Below are 18,293 nucleotides of genomic sequence, written 5' to 3'. Positions count from 1 at the left end.
CCGGCCGGAACCGGGCGCCCGTCCGCCCCTCGGACACCGCGCATCGACTCCACCAACTTTTGACCTGTACATGGCATTCTTTTGGTCCTACGATGACTCCGCACCTCCGCGAGAGAGCGCTCTCTCGCGTCCTTCGGTCTCACTCCCCCCGGACGGAAGAAGAAGTGTCATGAAACGCAGAATCGGCATGATCGCGTGTCTTTCCGCCGCGCTCGTCGCGACCGCCCTCACCGGGGCCGGCGCCATGTCGGCGGACGCCGCCCCCGCGTCCGCCGGCGCGGACGCCTCCGACGCCGTGGTGTCGGCGATGGTCCACGACCTCGGCCTCACCCCGCCCCAGGCCCACCAGCGGCTGCGGCAGCAGGCCGCGGCCACCACGCTCACCCCGAAGGCCCGCAAGGCCGCGGGGAGTTCGTACGGCGGCTCGTGGTTCGACCAGGGCAGCGGCAAGCTCGTGGTGGGCGTCACCGACGCGCACGCGGCCTCGGCGGTGACGAGGACCGGTGCGACCGCCCGGCTGGTCGGCCGTACCGCGAGCCAGCTCGACGCGGCGAAGTCGGCCGTCGACGCGCTGGCGAGGAAGCAGAAGGCCCCGGCCGGGGTGAGCAGTTGGGGCGTGGACCTCCAGTCCAACCAGGTGGTCCTCGACGTGCGGGCCGACCGGGCGGACGACGCGGCGGTGCGCGCCTTCGTCGCCAAGGCCGAGCAGGGCGCCGCCAAGGGCGCGGTCGTGGTGCGGACGACGACCGCCGCGGCTCCGACAACGCTGTCAGCGGGCACCGTCGGCGGTGACCCGTACACCAGCCACGGCATCCGCTGCTCGATCGGGTTCTCGGTGATCGGCGGGTTCGTGACCGCGGGCCACTGCTCGCAGCAGGGCGCGGCCGTCTACGGCTGGGACGGCTCCTACGTCGGCAACTTCCAGGCCGGGACCTTCCCGGGCAACGACTACTCCTGGGTCAACGTCGGCAGCGGCTGGTGGACGGTGAACGTGGTCCTCGGCTGGGGCACCGTCTCCGACGTCCTGGTGCACGGCTCGGCGGTGGCGCCGGTCGGCTCCTCGGTGTGCCGCTCGGGTTCCACCACGCACTGGCACTGCGGCACGGTCCTAAGCACCAACGAGACCGTCAACTACAGCGCGGGCAGCGTCTACGGACTCACCGAGACCAACGTGTGCGCCGAGCCCGGCGACTCCGGCGGCTCGTTCATCAGCGGCGACCAGGCCCAGGGCGTGACCTCCGGCGGCTACGGCGACTGCACCTCCGGCGGCGAGACCTGGTTCCAGCCGGTCAACCCGATCCTGTCCCACTACGGTCTGACGCTCCAGACCAGCTGACCCGCCGCGGACCCGGCCGGTCCGCGCACCCGCACCACCGAGGCCCGTCCCGGGGCGCCCCCGGGACGGGCCTCCACGCTTGACGCCATTAGTTATAGGTCACACAATAGTTGCTATGACTACAACTAATAACTGCACCCCGGCCACGCCCGGGACCTCCACCGGCCCCCGCTCCGAGCGGTCCTCGCACCCCGGCGAGCGGATCCTGCTGATCGGCGCCTCCCGGGGCCTCGGCCTCGCCCTGGCCCGGGAGTGGGTCGCCGACGGCCGGCAGGTCGTGGCGACCGTGCGCGGCCCGGAGCGCACCGAACTGCACGACCTCGCCGAGGAGGCCGCGGGGCTCCTGGAGATCGAGACCGTGGACATCACCGAGCCCGCCCGGATCGCGGCCCTGCGCGAGCGGCTCGCCGACCGCCGGTTCGACGTGCTCTTCGTGAACGCCGGCGTCACCAACCAGCCGGAGGGAACGGTCGCCGAGACCTCGACCGACGAGTTCAACCGGGTCATGGTCACCAACGCGCTGGGCCCGCTGCGGACCGTCGAGGCGCTCCAGGACCTGGTCGAACCCGCGGGCACCATCGGCGTGATGTCCTCCGGCCAGGGCAGCGTGGCCAACAACGAGCGCGGCGGCCACGAGGTGTACCGCGGCAGCAAGGCCGCGCTCAACACCTTCATGCGCAGCTACGCGGCGCGGCACGCCGGCGAGGCCCGGACCCTCGTGCTCATGGCCCCCGGCTGGGTGCGCGTCGGGGTCGGCGGGCCGAACGGCCTGCTGAGCGTGGACGAGAGCATCCCCAACGTGGTCAAGACGCTCGACTCCCTGCACGGCGCGCCCGGCCTGCACTACGTCGACTACCTCGGCAGGACGGTGGCGTGGTGAGCGCGACGCGGCCGCGGGCCGGCCGTCCGGCGGCGGGGCGGCCCCGGCCGCCGCGATCCTGAGCGCGGGGAGGCCACCGATGGCAGGCTCACCGGGACCGGGTCCCGCGCCGACGCCGGAGGGCGATCCCGTCCGGCAGGTCTGGGCCCTCATGCGGCACTTCGTCGAGGCCCACAACCGGCACGGCGAACTCGCCGAGACGCTCGGCTTCCGCCTCGGCGGGGGCCGCGGCAAGGTCCTCTTCCAGCTCCGCGGGGGCCCGCGCACCCTGCGCGAGATCGCCGAGGCCAACGGGGTCGACGCCCCCTACGCGACCCTGATCGTGGACAAGTTGGAGGAGCACGGCCTCGTCGAGCGCCGTCCGCACCCCGACGACCGGCGCCGCAAGCTCGTCACGCTCACCCAGGCCGGGCACCAGGCGATCGCCACCACCGACGCCGTCCTGCTGCGGCCGCCCGCGGCCGTGGCCGACCTGCCGGCCGAGGACCTGGCCCACCTCGCGGAGTTGCTCGGCCGGCTCCTCGCGGCGGACGCGGCCCGGTCCGGTCCGCCCGCGGGCGAGGGATGAGCGCGGGCGAGGACTGACCGCGCGCGGGGGCCGGCCCCGGACCCCCGCGCGGCCGGCCGCCGGGTCACGGCCTGACGTGGGAAGCGGGGCCGGGTCCGGCATCATGCTGGGCATGACCGTCTCAGAACCCGGCAGCACGCCCGGAACCGGCAGGGTGGCGCACCAGCGGGTCCCGATGTCCGGCCGCGACCCCGAGGAGCGCGGGCGGGTCTCCACCCCGCTGGAGCTCCTGCTCGACCTGACCTTCGTCGTCGCCGTCGGCACCGCGGCCTCGCAGTTCGCCGAGATGCTCGCCGCCGGGCACACGGGGCGGGCCGTCGGCGCGTTCCTGCTGGCGATGGTCTCGATCAGCATCGCGTGGATCAGCTTCAGCTGGTTCGCGTCCGCGTTCGGGACGGACGACTGGCTCTACCGCCTGCTGACGATGGTGCAGATGATCGGCGTGGTGGTGTTCGCGCTGGGCCTGCCGGCGATGTTCCACTCCGTGGAGGACGGCGGCCGCCTCGAACTGCGCGCGATCGTCGCCGGTTACGTGGTGATGCGCGTCGCCATGGTGCTCCAGTGGTGGCGCGCGGCCCGGGACTCGCCGTCCTTCCACGACGTCGGCATGGCCATGATCCGGTGGACGGTGATCGCCCAGGCGGCCTGGACCGTGATCGGCTTCGCCCCTCTGCCGCGCACGGTGGTCCTCGTGGCCTTCGTGGTGCTCGCGGCGCTGGAGCTGATGCTGCCGGTGCTCGGCCAGGGCGGCGCGGGGGGCACGCCGTGGCACCCGCACCACGTCGCGGAGCGGTACAGCCTGTTCGCGATCATCACGCTCGGGGAGGGCGTCGTCGGCACCGTGGCGTCCTCGGGCGGCCTGCTGGGCGGCGCGGACGGCACGCACTGGACCGGCACCGCGGTGGCGGTCGTGGTGGCCGGCATCGGCCTGACCTTCGGCATGTGGTGGATCTACTTCACCACGCCCTTCGGCGAGATCCTCGCGCGCCGCCGCAGCCGCGGCTACCTCTTCGGGTACGGGCACATCCCGGCCTTCGTCGGGATCGCCGGCGCGGGCGCCGGGCTGCACGTCGCCGGCCTGTACCTGGAGCACCACGCGGAGCTGGGCCGGACCTCGGTGGTGCTGGCGCTGGCGCTCCCGGTCGGGCTGTACGTGCTGGTGATCTACCTGCTGCACACCCTGCTGCTGTCCTCCCGCGACCGCTTCCACCTGCTGCTGATCGCCCTGACGATGGTGGTCCTGGCCGCCGCGGTGCTGCTGGCGGCGGCCGGCGCCGGACTGTCGCTGTGCCTGCTGGTGGTGATGCTCGCGCCGTTCGTCACCGTCGTCGGGTACGAGACGGTCGGCCACCGGCACCAGCGGCGGATGCTCGACGACCTCGACCGGCCGGGCGTGTCCTGAGCGCGGGCATGTCCTGAGCCCGGGCGGGGCCCGCGGGGCCAGGACGGGCTGGACCGGGCGCCCGGACCGGGCGGGTCAGGCGGGCCGGCGGGTCAGGGACCGGGCAGGTCAGGCGGGCCGGCGGGTCAGGCGCGGTCGGTGCGCGGGAAGACGTACTCGTCGAGGACGATGCCCAGCGCGACCGCCGCCGGGATCGCGACCAGACCGCCGACGATGCCGAGCAGGCTCCCGCCGACCAGGACCGCGACCACCGTGACGACCGGGTGAACGTCCACCGCGAACTTCATCGCGCGCGGCATGATCAGGTAGTCCTCGGCGACGCGGAAGGTGACCGCGAAGGCGGCGGTGGCGAGCGCCACGGGCACGGACACCGACACGGCGACCAGGCTGACCGCGACCCCGCCGACGGTGGACCCCACCACCGGCACCATGTCCATGAGGGCGACGAGGAAGCCGAGGGCGGCGGGGTAGGGCACACCGGTGGCCTCGCACCAGACGAGGGTGGCGGCTCCGGCGATCGCCGAGGTGACCACGTTGCCGAGCATGTAGCGGCCGACCCGGCTGAGGATCTCCTCGCTCACCGACTCCGCCCTGGCCCGGCGGGTGCCGGGCACGAAGCGGTAGCAGAAGCGCTTGATGGCGGGCAGGGCCACCATGACGTAGAGCGTCACCGTGACCACGATCGCGGTGGAGGCGACCGCGCTGATGACGAGCTGCCCGGCGCCCAGCACGCCGCCGGCGACCTCCGACGCCCCGCCGCCGGAGCCCAGTTGCCGGCGGACCTTCTCGATGACGTGGTAGTGCTCCTCCAGCCGCCCCAGGGTGGTGCGGTGGTCGTGCAACTGGCTGCGCCAGCGCGGCACGTCGTCGGTGAGCGCGGTGATCGCGGCGCTGACCGGCGGGATCACCAGGGCGACGAACGCGGCGAGCACCCCGGCCAGACCGGCCGCCACCGCCGCCACCGCCGGGCCCCGGCGCAGCCCGCGCCGGCACAGCCAGGCCACGACCGGCTCCAGGCTCACCGCGATGAAGACCGCGAGCAGCAGCAGCGTCAGCAGCTCGCTCATCCGCAGCACGGTGCGCACCAGCATCCAGGCGAGCACCGCCCCCAGCCCGGTGCCGAAGCCGACGCCGAACCAGGAGCGGCGGACCGCGGGGAGGGACGCGGTCGGGCGCGGCCGGGTGCGGGAGGGGCCGGCGGCGGCCGCCCCCGGGCCGGGCACGGGGTCGGCCAGGGACGCGGGGAGCGCGGCGGGCAGGTCGGTCAAGGCAGGGCTCCCTCACGACGGTGGACCGCGCGGAACGGTCGCGCGGGGCTGGTGGGTGCGGCTCCGCCCGCGCCTCCACCCCTACCAACGGCGCCGGGGGGCGGCGCGTCACCCGCTGCCGCCTGGTCGGCCCAATCACCGGACGAAAGGGTCCATTCACCGACATACCGAAGCGCTCCCGAGGCGGGCGCTTCCCCCGAAGCCAGGCACAGGCGTGCGCGAACTCCGCGACAGCGTGCGCATTTTTGACTCATTCATGGGTCAACTGATCAGAAACGCGCGGTTGACACGGGGGAATCTGCGCGATTAACTCCCGGGCAAGCGCCGGATACGAGGACCGGCGCCAGAGGTACGCCTAGCCGGTGACCCGGCCCGCACCCGGGCCGTAAGTCCGGACAAAGTCGCCAGGACCGCCGCGCGCGTCCGAGGCGGGGACGTGCCCTCCCTCATCAGGAGCTCGATGATGCGCATCGACCGCGGTTCCGCTCTCCGTCTGACCGCGCTTCCGGCGTTACTGGCCGCCGCGCTCGTCCCGTCACTCGCGATGCACCCGGCCGGAGCGGCGACCGACGCGGTGGCCCTGCCGCCCGCCCACGCCGGCTTCGACTACCAGATCGGCGGCGCGTACCCGCCGCCCGCCGGGGTGGGCGTGGTCAGCCGCGACCGCACCGACCCGCCCGCCGCCGGGCTGTACAACATCTGCTACGTCAACGCGTTCCAGGTCCAGCCCGGCGCCGAGGACGACTGGGACTCCGACCTGCTGCTCCACGACGCCGACGGCGAGGTCGTCTACGACGAGGACTGGGGCGAGGCGCTGCTCGACACCAGCACCGCGGACAAGCGGCAGCGGATCGCCGAGAAGGTCGACGGCTGGATCGACGGGTGCGCGTCCAAGGGGTACCAGGCGGTCGAACCCGACAACTACGACAGCTACAGTCGGTCCGGGAAACTGCTCACCTCGGCGGAGGCGGAGTCGATGATCACCCTGCTGTCGGCCCACGCCCACGCCGACGGCCTGGCCATCGCGCAGAAGAACACCCCGCAGCTCGCCGATGACCGGACCAGGACCGGACTGGACTTCGCGGTGGCGGAGGAGTGCGGCACCTACGACGAGTGCGACGACTACACGGCCGCGTTCGGCGACCACGTGGTCGTCGTCGAGTACACCGCGAAGGGCCTGGCGAAGGCGTGCGCGGGCTGGGGCGACGAGCTGAGCATCGTCCGCCGCGACCTCGACGTCTCCCCCGCCGGCAGCAAGGGCTACGTCCGCCAGACCTGCTGACCGCGCGGCGGGCGGCGCGGGGGCGGGAACTCCCGGCCGCCGCACCCGCGCCGCCCGCCCGCTCCGCCGCGCACGGACCCCTCCACCCGTGCGGCCCGTGGCGCCCAGGGCGACCGGCCCCCGCCCCGCCCGCCGACGCCCCTCCCTCACCCTGCGGCCCTCCCCCTCCCCCACCCCTGCGACCTTCCTCCGCCCGCCGCCCCGCGGCCCTCCCGTACCCCGTCACGCCCGCATGCCGCCCCGTACACGCCTTTTGCCCCTTCCCGTCCATCCAGCGATCCGGTGGTGTCCGATGCCCCTGCCCTGCCCGTCCCCCAGGAGGTCCCGATGAACGGACCAAAGCCGCCGCCCCCGCGCGAGCGCCCCTCGCGCCGAGCCCTGCTGCGCGGCGGCGCCGCGGTGGCCGCCTCGGCCGGCGCCGCGCCGCTGCTGGCCGCCTGCGGAGACGGCGAGGGCGACGGGGTCGGCAAGGACGGCACGGTGACCATCGAGCTGTGGCACGGCCAGACCGACGTGGGCAAGGCCGCGATCGAGGCGCTGGTGCAGCAGTTCAACAGCCTCCACCCCGGGATCCGGGTGGACCCCGGCGGCGGTGTGCTGGCGGACTCGATGCTCCAGAAGGTCACCGCGGCGCTGGCATCCGGTTCGTACCCGGACATGGCGTACATCTTCGGTTCCGACCTGGCCAGTGTCGCGCGCAGCCCGCAGGTGGTGGACCTGACCGAGACCGTGCGGCACGCCCCCACGCCCTGGAGCCGCTTCTGGGCCCCGGCCCGGGCCGCCGTCACCGTCAACGGCAAGGTGCGCGCCGCACCGGCCGTGCTCGACGCGCTCGCCGTGGTCTGCAACCGCAGGATCTTCGCCGCCGCCGGGGTGCCGATCCCGAAGGCCGGCTGGACCTGGAAGGACTTCGTGGAGACCGCGAGGGCGCTCACCGACAAGGGCGCCGGCGTGTTCGGCACCGGCTGGCCGGGAGTCGGTGACGAGGACACGGTCTGGCGGCTGTGGCCGATGGTCTGGGACCTCGGCGGCGACGTCGTCAACAAGGGCGGGAACGGCATCGGCTTCGCCGACAGCGGGGTCAAGGCGCTGGAGACGGTCGCGGAGCTGGCGAAGGACAAGAGCGTCTACATCGACCCCAAGCCCGGCAGCGAGCAGATGTACCAGGTGTTCCTCTCCGGCCGGATGGCGATGTCCGTCACCGGGCCCTGGCAGTTGCCGGACGTCATCCAGGCGAAGGTCGACTACGAGGTCGTGCCGCTGCCCAGCTACAGCGGGCGCCCGATGACCATCTCCGGCCCCGACACCTGGACGCTGTTCGACAACGGTCCGGCGCGGGTGGCCGCCGCCCGCACCTTCGTGACCTGGCTGAACCAGCCCGCGCAGGACGTGCAGTGGGACGTCAAGGCCGGCAGCCTGCCGCTCAGCCGGTCCACGCAGGCGCTGCCCCAGTGGACCGCGCAGACCAGGAAGACGCACGGCCTGACCGTCTTCACCACGGCGCTCGACACCGCCCGGGTCCGCCCCAACCACGCCGCCTACCCGCAGATCTCCGCAGCGCTCGGCCAGGCGATCGTCAGCGTGCTGCTCGGCCGCGCCACCCCGGCGAAGGCGATGCACGACTGCGCCCGACAGTCCAACGCCGCCCTGCTCATCCCGCGCTGAGGAGGACCCATGCCTCGCCTTCCCACCCCGCTCACGCTGCCCGCCGGCGCGCCGACCGACGCCGAGCTGCGGCGCGCCCGCCGGCGCCGGCGCCGCGCGGAGACGACCACCGCGTGGGCGTTCATCCTGCCCTCGGTGCTGGTCATCATCGGTCTGAGCATCCTGCCCGTGATCTGGTCACTGCTGCTGTCGTTCCAGGCCGACGACCTGGTCACGCCCAGCCGCTGGGTCGGCCTGCAGAACTACCACGCGCTCACCCAGGACCCGAACTTCCGCCAGGCGGTGCGCAACACGCTGATCTACACCGTGCTGTACGTGCCGCTCAGCATGGTGCTGGGCCTGCTGCTGGCCCTGGCGCTGAACCACCGGATCAAGCTGGTCGGCCTGTACCGGACGCTGTTCTTCGTGCCGTTCGTCATCTCGGCGGCCGCGCAGGGCGTGCTCTTCTCCTTCATCCTCGACCCGGAGTTCGGGGCGGCCAACTCGGTGCTGCACAAGCTGCACCTGCCCGCGCAGGGCTTCCTGACCGACCCCGGGCAGGCGCTGTACGTCCTGGTGGCGATCTCGCTGTGGAGCGGCACCGGGTTCTGCCTGGTGGTCTACCTCGCCGCGTTGCAGGACGTGCCGCCGTCGCTGATCGAGGCGGCCCGGCTGGACGGCGCCGGACGGCGGCACCTGCTGCGGCACGTGGTGCTGCCGACGCTCACCCCGGTGAACGTCTTCCTGCTGGTGTGGCAGGTGATCCAGTCGTTGCAGGTCTTCGACCTGGTGTACGTCACCACCAAGGGCGGCCCGCTGGGCTCCACCACGGTGATCGTCTACTTCATATGGCAGATGGCATTTCAGAACTTCACCGCCGGCTACGGGGCCGCGGCCGCGTACGTCCTGGCGGTGGCCCTGCTCGTGATCGGGGCGGGAACCCGGCTGCTGCGCCGCCGCGGCCCGGACCGCCTGGAAGGAGCCACCCGATGACCGCCACCTCGGCGCCCGCCCGCGCCGTACCGGACGCGACCGCGCCGCCCGCCGCGCCGCCCGGCGGCCGCGCCCGCCGGCTGCTGCCCTTCAGCCCCTGGCACCTCGCGCTCGCCCCGCTGGCGCTGCTGTTCGCGATACCCCTGGTGTGGCTGCTGCTCAGCTCGGTGATGAGCGACGCCGAGATCAACCGCTTCCCGCCGGCGCTGTGGCCCTCGCACCTCGACTTCAGCGGCTACCGCTACGTGCTGGGCAACGCGATGTTCCCGCGCTGGTTCGCCAACTCGCTGATCGTGTCGGTGACCGCCGTCGTCTCGAACCTGGTCTTCGGCGCGCTCGGCGGGTACGCCTTCGCGCGGATGCGGTTCGCCGGCTCGCGGGTGCTGCTGGCCACGATGCTGGCCACGATGGCGATCCCGTTCCAGCTCACGATGATCCCGACGTTCCTGGTGATGAAGCGGCTCGGGCTGATCGACTCGCTCGGCGCGCTGATCGTGCCCTCGCTGGTGACGCCGTTCGCGGTCTTCCTGCTGCGGCAGTTCTTCCTGTCGCTGCCACGGGAACTGGAGGAGGCGGCCTGGATCGACGGCTGCAACCGGCTGCGGGTGCTGTGGTCGGTGGTGCTGCCGCTGTCCCGGCCGGCCCTGAGCACGGTCGCGGTGCTGACCTTCCTCAGCACCTGGAACGACCTGACCTGGCCGCTGATCGCGATCAACCACGACGCGCACTACACGCTCCAGCTCGGCCTGACCACCTTCCAGGGGCAGCACCACACCAAGTGGTCGGCGGTCATGGCCGGGAACGTCATCACGGTCCTGCCGGTGCTGCTCGCCTTCCTGGGGGCGCAGAAGCAGTTCATCCAGTCCATCACCTCCAGCGGCCTGAAGGGCTGATCCGATGCCACCCACGTTCGACCTGCTCGTGATCGGGGACGTCAACCCGGACGTCGTCGTCGGCCCGCTGACCGGGCCGCTCGCCTTCGGGCAGCGCGAGCAGTTGGTTCCCACCGGGCTGCTCACGCTGGGCGGTTCGGCGGCCATCATGGCCTGCGGCGCGGCCCGGCTCGGCCTGAGGGTCGCCTTCGCCGGGCGGATCGGCGCCGACGACACCGGCGCGTACGTCCGCGGCGCGCTCGCCGCCCGGGGGGTGGACACCGGCGCGCTGCGGATCGACCCCGAGCTGCCGTCCCCGCTGACCGCGGTCCTGAACCGGGCCGCGGCCGCGGGCGGCGAGAACGGCGACCGGGCCATCCTCACCGCTCCCGGCACCCTGGCCGCCACCACCGGCGACGACGTGCCGGCCGCGCTGCTCGCGGACTGCCGCCATGTGCACGCCGCGTCCTACTTCCTCATGCCGAAGCTCGCCGCGGCGCTGCCGGAGCTGTTCCGCACCGCCCGGCGGCGCGGCGCGACCACCTCGCTGGACACCAACGACGACCCGGAGGGCCGCTGGGACCCGGCGGGACTGGCGGCCGTCCTTCCGGTCACCGACTACCTGCTGCCCAACGCCCAGGAGGCACGGGCGCTGTCCGGCGCCGGCGACCTGGAGCGCGCCGCCGCGGCGCTGGCCGCGCACGGCCCGACCGTGGTCGTCAAGGACGGCGCCGCCGGGGCGCTCGCGCACGACGGCTCGGCCGCGGTGCGCGCGCCCGCGGTACCGGTCGACCCCCTGGACACCGTGGGCGCCGGCGACAGCTTCGACGCGGGCCTGGTCGCGGGGGTGCTGGCCGGCCTGCCGCTGACCGGCGCGCTCGCCCTCGCCGCGGCCTGCGGCGCGCTGTCCACCCGCGCGCACGGCGGCACCGGCGCGCAGCCCACCTGGGACGAGGCACTGGCCGCGTCCCGCACCACCGCCCCGGGCTCGGGGCACAACCACGGAGAGAGCACGTGACCACCACCACTACCAAGATCGCGTTCATCGGCGCCGGGAGCGTCGTGTTCACGCAGGGGCTGCTGGCCGACCTGTTCGCGTTCGAGGAGCTGAAGGGCGTGCACATCGCGCTGCACGACATCGACGCGGAACGGCTGGCGACCGCCGAGGGCGCCGCCCGGCACATCGCCTCGCACCTGGGCGCGGCGCCGCGCATCACCGCGCACGCCGGGCGGCGCGAGGCCCTGGAGGGCGCGGACTTCGTGGTGAACATCGTGCAGGTCGGCATGGGCGAGTCGACCCGCACGGACTTCGAGGTGCCGGCCCGCTACGGCGTGCGGCAGACCATCGGCGACACCCTGGGCGTCGGCGGCATCTTCCGCGCGCTGCGCACCTTCCCGCTGCTGCGGGCGCTCGGGCAGGACATCGCCGAGGTGTGCCCGGACGCGTGGCTGCTGAACTACACCAACCCGATGGCGATGAACGTCCAGTACCTCGCCGAGGCGACCGGGCTGACCCGGGTGGTCGGCCTGTGCCACTCGGTGTACTGGACGATGCACGACCTGTGCGAGCTGCTCCAGGTGCCGCTGGAGGAGGTCAGCTACCACGCGGCGGGCGTCAACCACCAGGCGTGGGTGCTGCGGTTCGAGCACCAGGGCGAGAGCGTGTACCCGCGGCTGGACGCGCTGGTCGAGCGGGACCCGCAGCTCCGCCGCCGGGTGCGCGTGGACATGTACCGGCGGCTGGGCTACTACCCGACCGAGACCAGCGAGCACTCCTCGGAGTACGTGCCGTGGTACCTGGGCCATGCGAGCGAGGTGGAGCGGCTGCGGCTGCCGATCGGCACCTACCTCGACATCGTGGCCGACAACGTGGCGCAGTACGAGAGGACCCGTGACGCGCTCGCGGCCGGCACTCCGCTGCCGGTGGCCGGCACGATGGAGTACGCCCCGCAGATCGTGCACAGCATCGTGACGGGCACGCCCCGCACGGTCTACGGCAACGTGACCAACCGCGGCCTGATCGACAACCTGCCCGCGCACGGCACCGTCGAGGTGCCGTGCCTGGTCGACGGGCTGGGGGTGCAGCCGACCCGGGTCGGTGCGCTGCCGCCGCAGTGCGCCGCGCTGAACCGGTCGTACCTGAGCATGAACGACCTGGTGGTGAAGGCCGCGGTCGAGGACGACCCGCGGCACGTGCGGCAGGCGGCGATGGCCGATCCGGCGACGGCGGCGGCGCTGCCGGTGGAGCGGATCTGGCAGCTCTGCGACGACATGGTGCGCGCGCACGGGGAGTTGCTCCAGCCGGGGCTGCGGGTGGTGCTCGGGAGCTGAGCCCGGCAGGACGTGGGCGGGGCCGCCCGGCTGTGTGCCGGGCGGCCCCGCGTCGTCTCCGGGTCAGGTGGGGTCGGGTCAGCCGGTGGCCGCGGTGCCGCTCAGCTCCTGGGACCAGTAGCTGCCGGTGGGCAGGGTGTCCCAGGGGTTGGGCAGGTCGTCGGGGGTGGCGTAGAGGTAGCCGGCGTTGCGCTGCTTGCTCAGGGCGACGGTGTTGACCAGGTCGGCCTGGGTGGGGGTGTCGTAGACGAGGTGCCAGAACTTGCCGGGATCGGTGGAGTTCTGCTCCCAGGCCGGCGGGGTCCAGCCGGTGTAGCCGGCGTAGGTGCCCTCGTACATGACCAGGATGTCGGCGGCCGAGGAGTAGCACTGGTCGGCGGGTGCGCCGGGGTTGTCGACGGTGACGGCGCCGGGGTGCGCCTGCTTGGTGGTGGTGTTGATGCCGGAGTAGAGGTTGACGTGCGCGTTGCCGGTGCCGCAGTCGTTCAGCGCGTCGTCGAAGAAGATCCCGGCCAGGCCCGAGGAGCCGTACCAGGAGTACCAGTTGGCGACGTCGGCGTTGATCTGGGCGGTCCAGGCGGCGACGCTGGTCTGGCCGTTGCGGGTGGTGCGGCCGGTGGTGCCGAAGTACCCGGTGTCCACGTAGCCGAGCACCTTGGTGCCGTCGGCCTTGGCGGCCTTCACCGCCGTGGCGTAGGCGCTGTTGGCGGCGGTGCCGGGGCCGTTGGAGGGGTTGGCGACGGCGATCCCGACGCCGGGGCCGGCCTTCTCGAGCTGGCTCCAGTAGCTCGCGCCGGCGGTCGTCGAGGGGTCGAAGTAGGCGGGTACGGCGACGTGCTGGACGCCGGCCGCGGCGTCTGCCGGGGCGCCGGCCGCGCCCAGCGCGGTCAGCGCGAGCGCGGTGGCCGCCGCGGCGAGGACGGCGGCACGCGCCCGCCCGGCGGTCCGGCCGGAGCCGGTCGCCGGGCGGGTGGACGTCGCCGCGTGGGGGGAGATCGACGGGTGGGGGGAGGTCGATCGGCGGGAGGTGAACACGTGTGCCCCTTTCACGGTGGGGGTGGGGGGTGGAGAGGGCCGGTCAGCCCTTGACTCCGGTGTGTGCGATTCCCTGCACGAACTGCCGTTGCAGGAAGGCGAAGACGACGATGACCGGTAGCGAGGCGAGCAGCGAGCCCGCCATCAGCACGGGGTAGTCGGTCTGGAACTGCCCCTGGAGGGAGGCGAGTCCGGCCGACAGGGTCATCTTGTCGGGGTCGGTGTTGACCACCAGCGGCCAGAACAGGTCGTTCCAGCTCCACAGCAGCGCGAGCACGCCGAGCGCGACCAGCCCGGGCCGGACCAGCGGCAGCATCACCGACCAGTAGATCCGCAGCGGTCCGGCGCCGTCCAGCCGCGCGGCCTCCTCCAGCTCCTTGGGCAGCGCCAGGAAGGACTGCCGCAGCAGGAAGACGCCGAACGCGCTGAACATGCCGGGCAGGATCAGCGCCTGGAGGCTGTTGAGCCAGCCGAGGTCGGACATGATCTGGTACTGCGGGATGATGAAGAGCTGCGGCGGCACCATCAGCACCGACAGGAACAGCCCGAACAGCACCCCGCGCCCGGGGAAGCGCAGCCGCGCGAAGGCGTAGGCGGCCATCGGGCACAGCACCACCTGGCCGAGGGTGCGGCCCAGCGCCATCAGCAGCGTGTTGAGGAACTGGTGCCCGAACGGCAGCAGTTGGAAGACCTTGCGGTAGTTCGACCACTGGCTGCCGGGCAGCGGCGACGGCGGCACGTGGGTGGCGTCGGTGAGCGACTTCAGCGAGGTGATCGCCTCCCACACGAACGGCGCGACCATCACCAGCGAGGCGGCGATCAGCACGGTGTGGACGCCGAAGTGCGATCCCGTGCGCCGGGAACGGGCCTCAGCCATAGTGCACCCACCTCTTCTGCATGCGGAACTGGAAGGCCGTCAGGGCGATGATGACCAGCAGCAGCACCATGACGATCGCGGCCGCGTAGCCGCGGTCGTTGGTGACGAACGCCCGGTCGTAGAAGAGCTGCACGACGGTCTCCAGGCGCGGGAAGGCGGGGTTGGCGCGGGCGGCGTCGCCGGAGCCGGCCATCACGTAGACCAGGTCGAACAGTTGGAGCGACCCGATCACCGAGATCACCGACACGAAGAACGCGGTGGGCGACAGCAGCGGGATCGTCACGGAGAAGAACTGCCGTACGGGGCCGGCGCCGTCGATCTGCGCGGCCTCGTAGTACTCCTTCGGGATGGCCTGCATGCCGGCGAGGAAGATCACCAGGTTGTACCCGATGCTGCTCCACACACCGACGGCGACCAGCGCGTACAGCGCGACGCGCGGGTCGGCGATCCAGTTCGGCCCGTCGATGCCGACCAGCGACAGCAGGTAGTTGATCAGGCCGTAGTTGCCGTTGTAGAGCCACCGCCAGACCATCGCGATCGCCACCGGCATGGTGACCACCGGCAGGAAGAACAGCGTGCGGTACACGCCGACGCCGCGCAGGCCGGGCCGGTTGAGCAGGGCGGCGAAGACGATCGCCAGCGGGATGGAGACCAGCCCGAGCGCGGTGTACGCCAGCGTGTTGACCATGGCCTGGCCGAACTCGTGGTCGTGCAGCATCCGGTGGTAGTTGTCCAGGCCGGTCCAGGTGTGGCCGCCGAAGGCGCCCCAGGCGGTGAAGGAGAAGTACGCGGTCTGCAGGACGGGCCACAGGTAGAACACCGCGAGGCCCAGGCCGATCGGGGCGATGAAGGCGTAGCCCCACAGCGCCTCGACGACCCGGTCGCGGCGCGGGCGGCGGGCCCGGCCCGGGCGGCCGCCGGTGGCGGGCGGCTGCTCGGTCCGGGTCCCGCCCGGGGTGGACGTGATCGTCATGTCACTCCTTGGCGAGCGAGGCGTTCATCGCCGCGGCGAGGTCCTTCGCCGCCTTGTCGAGCGACTCGTCGCCGTTCCACGCCTTGGTCATGTAGGTCAGCTCCTCCTCGTTCCAGGCCGCGGTGTCCTTGGAGACGGGGAAGGGCACGGCGTAGGACAGCTCGTCCACGAACGTCTGGAGGTCGAACTGCGGGTGGGCGGCGATCCAGGCCGCCTGGGTGCCGTTGTAGGCGGGCATGGTGCCCTTGGCGCCGAAGATGTCCGCGGCCTGCTTGGAGCCGAGGAACTTCACGAACTCCCACGCCTGGTCGGCGTGCTTGGTCTTCGACGAGACCACGTTGGCGACGCCGTGGATGATCGTCGCCTGCTTCTCGCCCTTGGGCAGCGGCGCGACGTCCACGTTGGCCTTGGTGTAGCTGTTGCCGCCGAACTCGGTGGCGTCCCACGAACCGCCCCAGTACATGCCGATCTTGCCGGCCTCGAAGAGCTGGAGCGGCGCGGTGTCCGTCATCGTCTTGAGGTCCGGCGACTCCTTCTTCTTGATCAGGTCGGTCCAGAAGCGCAGGCCCTCGATCGTCTTCGGGTCGTCGTAGCCGGACTTCTTGCCGTCGGCGGAGATCACGTAGCCGCCGGCCTGGGCGATGGTGTCGTACTGGTACTCCTGGAAGCTGGTCAGCTCCGCGTCGGCGCCGTACTGGCCCTTGCTCGCGTCGGTGAGTTTCGCGGCCGCGGCCTGGAAGTCGCTCCAGGTCCAGCCGGCCTTCGGGTAGGGCACCTTGGCGGCGTCGAAGAGCGCCTTGTTGTACCAGACGCCGACGGTGTCCATGTCCTTCGGCAGGCCGTAGTGCTTGCCCTTGTAGGTGTAGAGGTCCACCAACTGCTTCGGGTAGGCCGACAGCGGGACCTTGTCCTTGGCGATGTCGTCGTCCAGCGGGCGGATCACACCGTTGGAGGCGTAGAGCTGGAAGTTCGGACCGTTCATCCAGAACACGTCGGGCGCCGACCCGCCGGTCGCGGCGGCCTTCAGCTTGGTCCAGTAGTCCGCCCACGGTGTCAGCTCGACCTTGATCGAGATGTTCGGGTGGGTCTTGGTGAACGCCTTGCCCAGTTCCTCCATCGCGGACTTCTGGGTCGCGTCCCACACCCCGTACGACAAGGTGACCTTGCCGTCGGAGGAAGCCGCGTCGCTGCCGCCCGACGAGCAGGCGGATGCGGCCAGGACCACCCCCAGGGCCACCGCGGTCCACCGCACCGAGTTACGCATCCCATGTCCTCCCAGACAGTCCACAAGCCCTCCGCGCCGACCGGCCAGCAAGGGCATCGAGTTCGCCTAATCATGGAGTCCAGGGAAATTAAGTCAATACCCACGGCGGTTACGAAGTTGTTGCCGTCCCGTTCCCGCCCTCCCGGAACCCGCCGCGCGGGGGGCGCCGCGGGGGGTGCCACGACCGTGTGCCCACGCCCGCGTCACCCCCCGTTCTACCAGGTCAGCGGCTCGCACCGGCCCTGGCCCCGCCCGCGGCGGCGAGCTGCCGGGCGACGAACTCGGGCCCGCCGAGATCCACGCTCTCGCGCAGCTCGCCGTCCACGTGGTCGAGCGCCAGACGCAGCGCGCCCAGCGCCACCCCCTCGTCGCCGAACTCCGACACCCGCACCTCGGGCGTGCGGATGCACCAGCGGTCCAGCTCGCGCCGCAGCGGTTCTACGATCAGGTCGGCGGAGCGCGAGAACCCGCCGCCGATGACGACCAGCTCGGGGTCCAGGGTGAGCACCAGGGCGGCGGCCCCCACGGCCACGTCGCGGACGTAGCGGCGCACCACCGCCGCCGCCTTGCGGTCGCCGGCGCGCGCGGCCTCGAAGACCGCCTCGGCGGCGGCGTCCTGGTCGGCGGCGGCGCGACCGACGGCGTCCGCGCCCTCGGCGCCCGGCGACCCCACCCCCTGACCTGGCACTTCCCGCCCCGCCCCGCCCTGGCCCGCCGCGTCCGCGCGGCCGGTCGGCGGCCAGGACTTCAGGTGCTCCTGCGCCCTGATCCAGCCGGACGCGGGCAGCGCGCCGATCTCGCCGGCGGCGTTGCCGAAGCCCCGGTGCAGCTTGCCGTCGATGATCAGGCCCGCGCCGGTGCGCAGGCCCGCCAGGATCAGCACCACGTCCTTGGCGTAGCGGGCGGCCCCGCGCCAGGACTCGGCGAGCGCCGCGAGCTTGCTGTCGTTCTCGACCAGGACGGCCCCGCCGACCCGGCGGCGCAGGTGCGCGGCCACGTCCACGCCGGTCCACTCCGGCAGCGCCTCGGAGAGCATCACCCGGCCCGCGCCGTCGACCAGCCCGGTGGTGGCCGCGCCCGCCGCCCAGATGTCGCCGGCGGACGCCCCGGCGCCGGCCAGCGCGTCGGCCACCGCGCGGTCCAGCGCCGCCAGCCGGTCCTTGCGGCCCATCGCCTGGGCGACGGCGACCCGGGCGCTGTGCAGCACCGTGCCGTCCAGGTCGGCGACCAGGGCGAGGATCTTGTGGCCGCCGATGTCCACGCCGAGCACCCGGCCGGCGTCCGCCCGGAACCGGTACCGGCGGGCGGGGCGGCCCACCGCGCCGGCGGCGGCCGGCACGTCGGCCAGCCAGCCGCGTTCCAGCAGCCCGCGGACCACGTCCTCGGTGGAGGCCCGGGACAGCCCGGTCCGGCGGGAGATTTCGGTCAGCGTCAGCCCGGGCTCCTCGCGCACCACGCTGATCAGGGCGAGCGAGTTGAGCCGCCGGAGCTGGGAGAGGTCGCCGCCCGGCGCGATCTCGGTCACCGCTCCCCCTTGAGATCGGTTGCCACACTGCTAATAATGAGGG

16 protein-coding genes are annotated in these 18,293 nt (G+C 72.8%); 10 read left to right on the top strand and 6 right to left on the bottom strand.

The window, feature by feature from the left end; translation table 11 throughout:
- Positions 1 to 169: 169 nt before the first annotated feature.
- The 4 genes from RVR_RS35140 (at position 170) to RVR_RS35125 (ending at position 4,186) form a co-directional block, all read left to right on the top strand.
- A complete protein-coding gene (locus RVR_RS35140) occupies positions 170 to 1,336 on the top strand; it encodes a S1 family peptidase (protein ID WP_237405161.1) in 1,167 nt (388 codons plus the stop codon).
- Between the two features lie 115 nt (positions 1,337 to 1,451).
- The gene (locus RVR_RS35135; protein WP_202237997.1) at positions 1,452 to 2,216 is read left to right on the top strand and encodes an SDR family NAD(P)-dependent oxidoreductase; all 765 of its coding nucleotides are present in this window, start codon (positions 1,452 to 1,454) and stop codon (positions 2,214 to 2,216) included.
- Between the two features lie 79 nt (positions 2,217 to 2,295).
- Entirely contained in the window at positions 2,296 to 2,784 is a 489-nt protein-coding gene (locus RVR_RS35130; RefSeq protein ID WP_202237995.1) for a MarR family winged helix-turn-helix transcriptional regulator, read from the top strand.
- Between the two features lie 112 nt (positions 2,785 to 2,896).
- Positions 2,897 to 4,186, top strand: coding sequence for a low temperature requirement protein A (locus RVR_RS35125; protein WP_202237983.1), 1,290 nt, complete (start codon positions 2,897 to 2,899; stop codon positions 4,184 to 4,186).
- 125 nt (positions 4,187 to 4,311) lie between these two features.
- Here the strand turns inward: RVR_RS35125 and RVR_RS35120 are convergent, their stop codons facing one another.
- Positions 4,312 to 5,454: an AI-2E family transporter gene (locus RVR_RS35120; RefSeq protein WP_237405160.1), complete on the bottom strand. Its 1,143-nt coding sequence runs from the start codon at positions 5,452 to 5,454 to the stop codon at positions 4,312 to 4,314.
- A 460-nt stretch (positions 5,455 to 5,914) separates the two neighbouring features.
- On the opposite strand from RVR_RS35120, the gene RVR_RS35115 reads away from it, so the two are divergent.
- From RVR_RS35115 to melA, 6 genes are all read left to right on the top strand, one after another.
- Positions 5,915 to 6,736 carry an endo alpha-1,4 polygalactosaminidase gene (locus RVR_RS35115; protein ID WP_237405159.1) on the top strand — a complete coding sequence of 274 codons (822 nt, stop codon included), beginning with the start codon at positions 5,915 to 5,917 and terminating at the stop codon, positions 6,734 to 6,736.
- Positions 6,737 to 7,063: 327 nt separating this feature from the next.
- Positions 7,064 to 8,401: an ABC transporter substrate-binding protein gene (locus tag RVR_RS35110; RefSeq protein ID WP_202237981.1), complete on the top strand. Its 1,338-nt coding sequence runs from the start codon at positions 7,064 to 7,066 to the stop codon at positions 8,399 to 8,401.
- A 9-nt stretch (positions 8,402 to 8,410) separates the two neighbouring features.
- The gene (locus tag RVR_RS35105; protein ID WP_202237979.1) at positions 8,411 to 9,373 is read left to right on the top strand and encodes a carbohydrate ABC transporter permease; all 963 of its coding nucleotides are present in this window, start codon (positions 8,411 to 8,413) and stop codon (positions 9,371 to 9,373) included.
- Positions 9,370 to 10,266, top strand: a complete 897-nt coding sequence (locus RVR_RS35100) for a carbohydrate ABC transporter permease (RefSeq protein ID WP_202237977.1) — start codon at positions 9,370 to 9,372, stop codon at positions 10,264 to 10,266. Before RVR_RS35105 ends, RVR_RS35100 begins: the two co-directional genes overlap by 4 nt.
- A gap of 4 nt (positions 10,267 to 10,270) precedes the next feature.
- Positions 10,271 to 11,263, top strand: coding sequence for a carbohydrate kinase family protein (locus RVR_RS35095; RefSeq protein ID WP_202237975.1), 993 nt, complete (start codon positions 10,271 to 10,273; stop codon positions 11,261 to 11,263).
- A complete protein-coding gene (gene melA / locus RVR_RS35090) occupies positions 11,260 to 12,576 on the top strand; it encodes an alpha-glucosidase/alpha-galactosidase (RefSeq protein WP_202237973.1) in 1,317 nt (438 codons plus the stop codon). Before RVR_RS35095 ends, melA begins: the two co-directional genes overlap by 4 nt.
- Positions 12,577 to 12,654: 78 nt before the next feature.
- Here melA and RVR_RS35085 read toward each other — a convergent pair whose 3' ends face one another.
- The 5 genes from RVR_RS35085 to RVR_RS35065 form a co-directional block, all read right to left on the bottom strand.
- Positions 12,655 to 13,611 carry a spherulation-specific family 4 protein gene (locus tag RVR_RS35085; protein WP_202237971.1) on the bottom strand — a complete coding sequence of 319 codons (957 nt, stop codon included), beginning with the start codon at positions 13,609 to 13,611 and terminating at the stop codon, positions 12,655 to 12,657.
- Between the two features lie 43 nt (positions 13,612 to 13,654).
- Entirely contained in the window at positions 13,655 to 14,488 is an 834-nt protein-coding gene (locus tag RVR_RS35080; protein ID WP_202237969.1) for a carbohydrate ABC transporter permease, read from the bottom strand.
- Positions 14,481 to 15,461 (bottom strand): carbohydrate ABC transporter permease, encoded by a 981-nt coding sequence (locus RVR_RS35075; RefSeq protein ID WP_202237967.1) that lies wholly within the window; start codon positions 15,459 to 15,461, stop codon positions 14,481 to 14,483. The genes RVR_RS35080 and RVR_RS35075 overlap by 8 nt, the downstream gene beginning before the upstream one ends.
- A gap of 1 nt (position 15,462) precedes the next feature.
- Positions 15,463 to 16,725: an ABC transporter substrate-binding protein gene (locus tag RVR_RS35070; protein WP_202237965.1), complete on the bottom strand. Its 1,263-nt coding sequence runs from the start codon at positions 16,723 to 16,725 to the stop codon at positions 15,463 to 15,465.
- A gap of 223 nt (positions 16,726 to 16,948) precedes the next feature.
- Positions 16,949 to 18,250 (bottom strand): ROK family transcriptional regulator, encoded by a 1,302-nt coding sequence (locus RVR_RS35065; protein ID WP_237405158.1) that lies wholly within the window; start codon positions 18,248 to 18,250, stop codon positions 16,949 to 16,951.
- Between the last annotated feature and the right edge of the window lie 43 nt (positions 18,251 to 18,293).

This window comes from Streptomyces sp. SN-593, assembly GCF_016756395.1.
GTDB classification, from domain to species: Bacteria; Actinomycetota; Actinomycetes; order Streptomycetales; family Streptomycetaceae; genus Actinacidiphila; species Actinacidiphila reveromycinica.
This window is presented reverse-complemented; position numbering and strand designations above follow the sequence as displayed.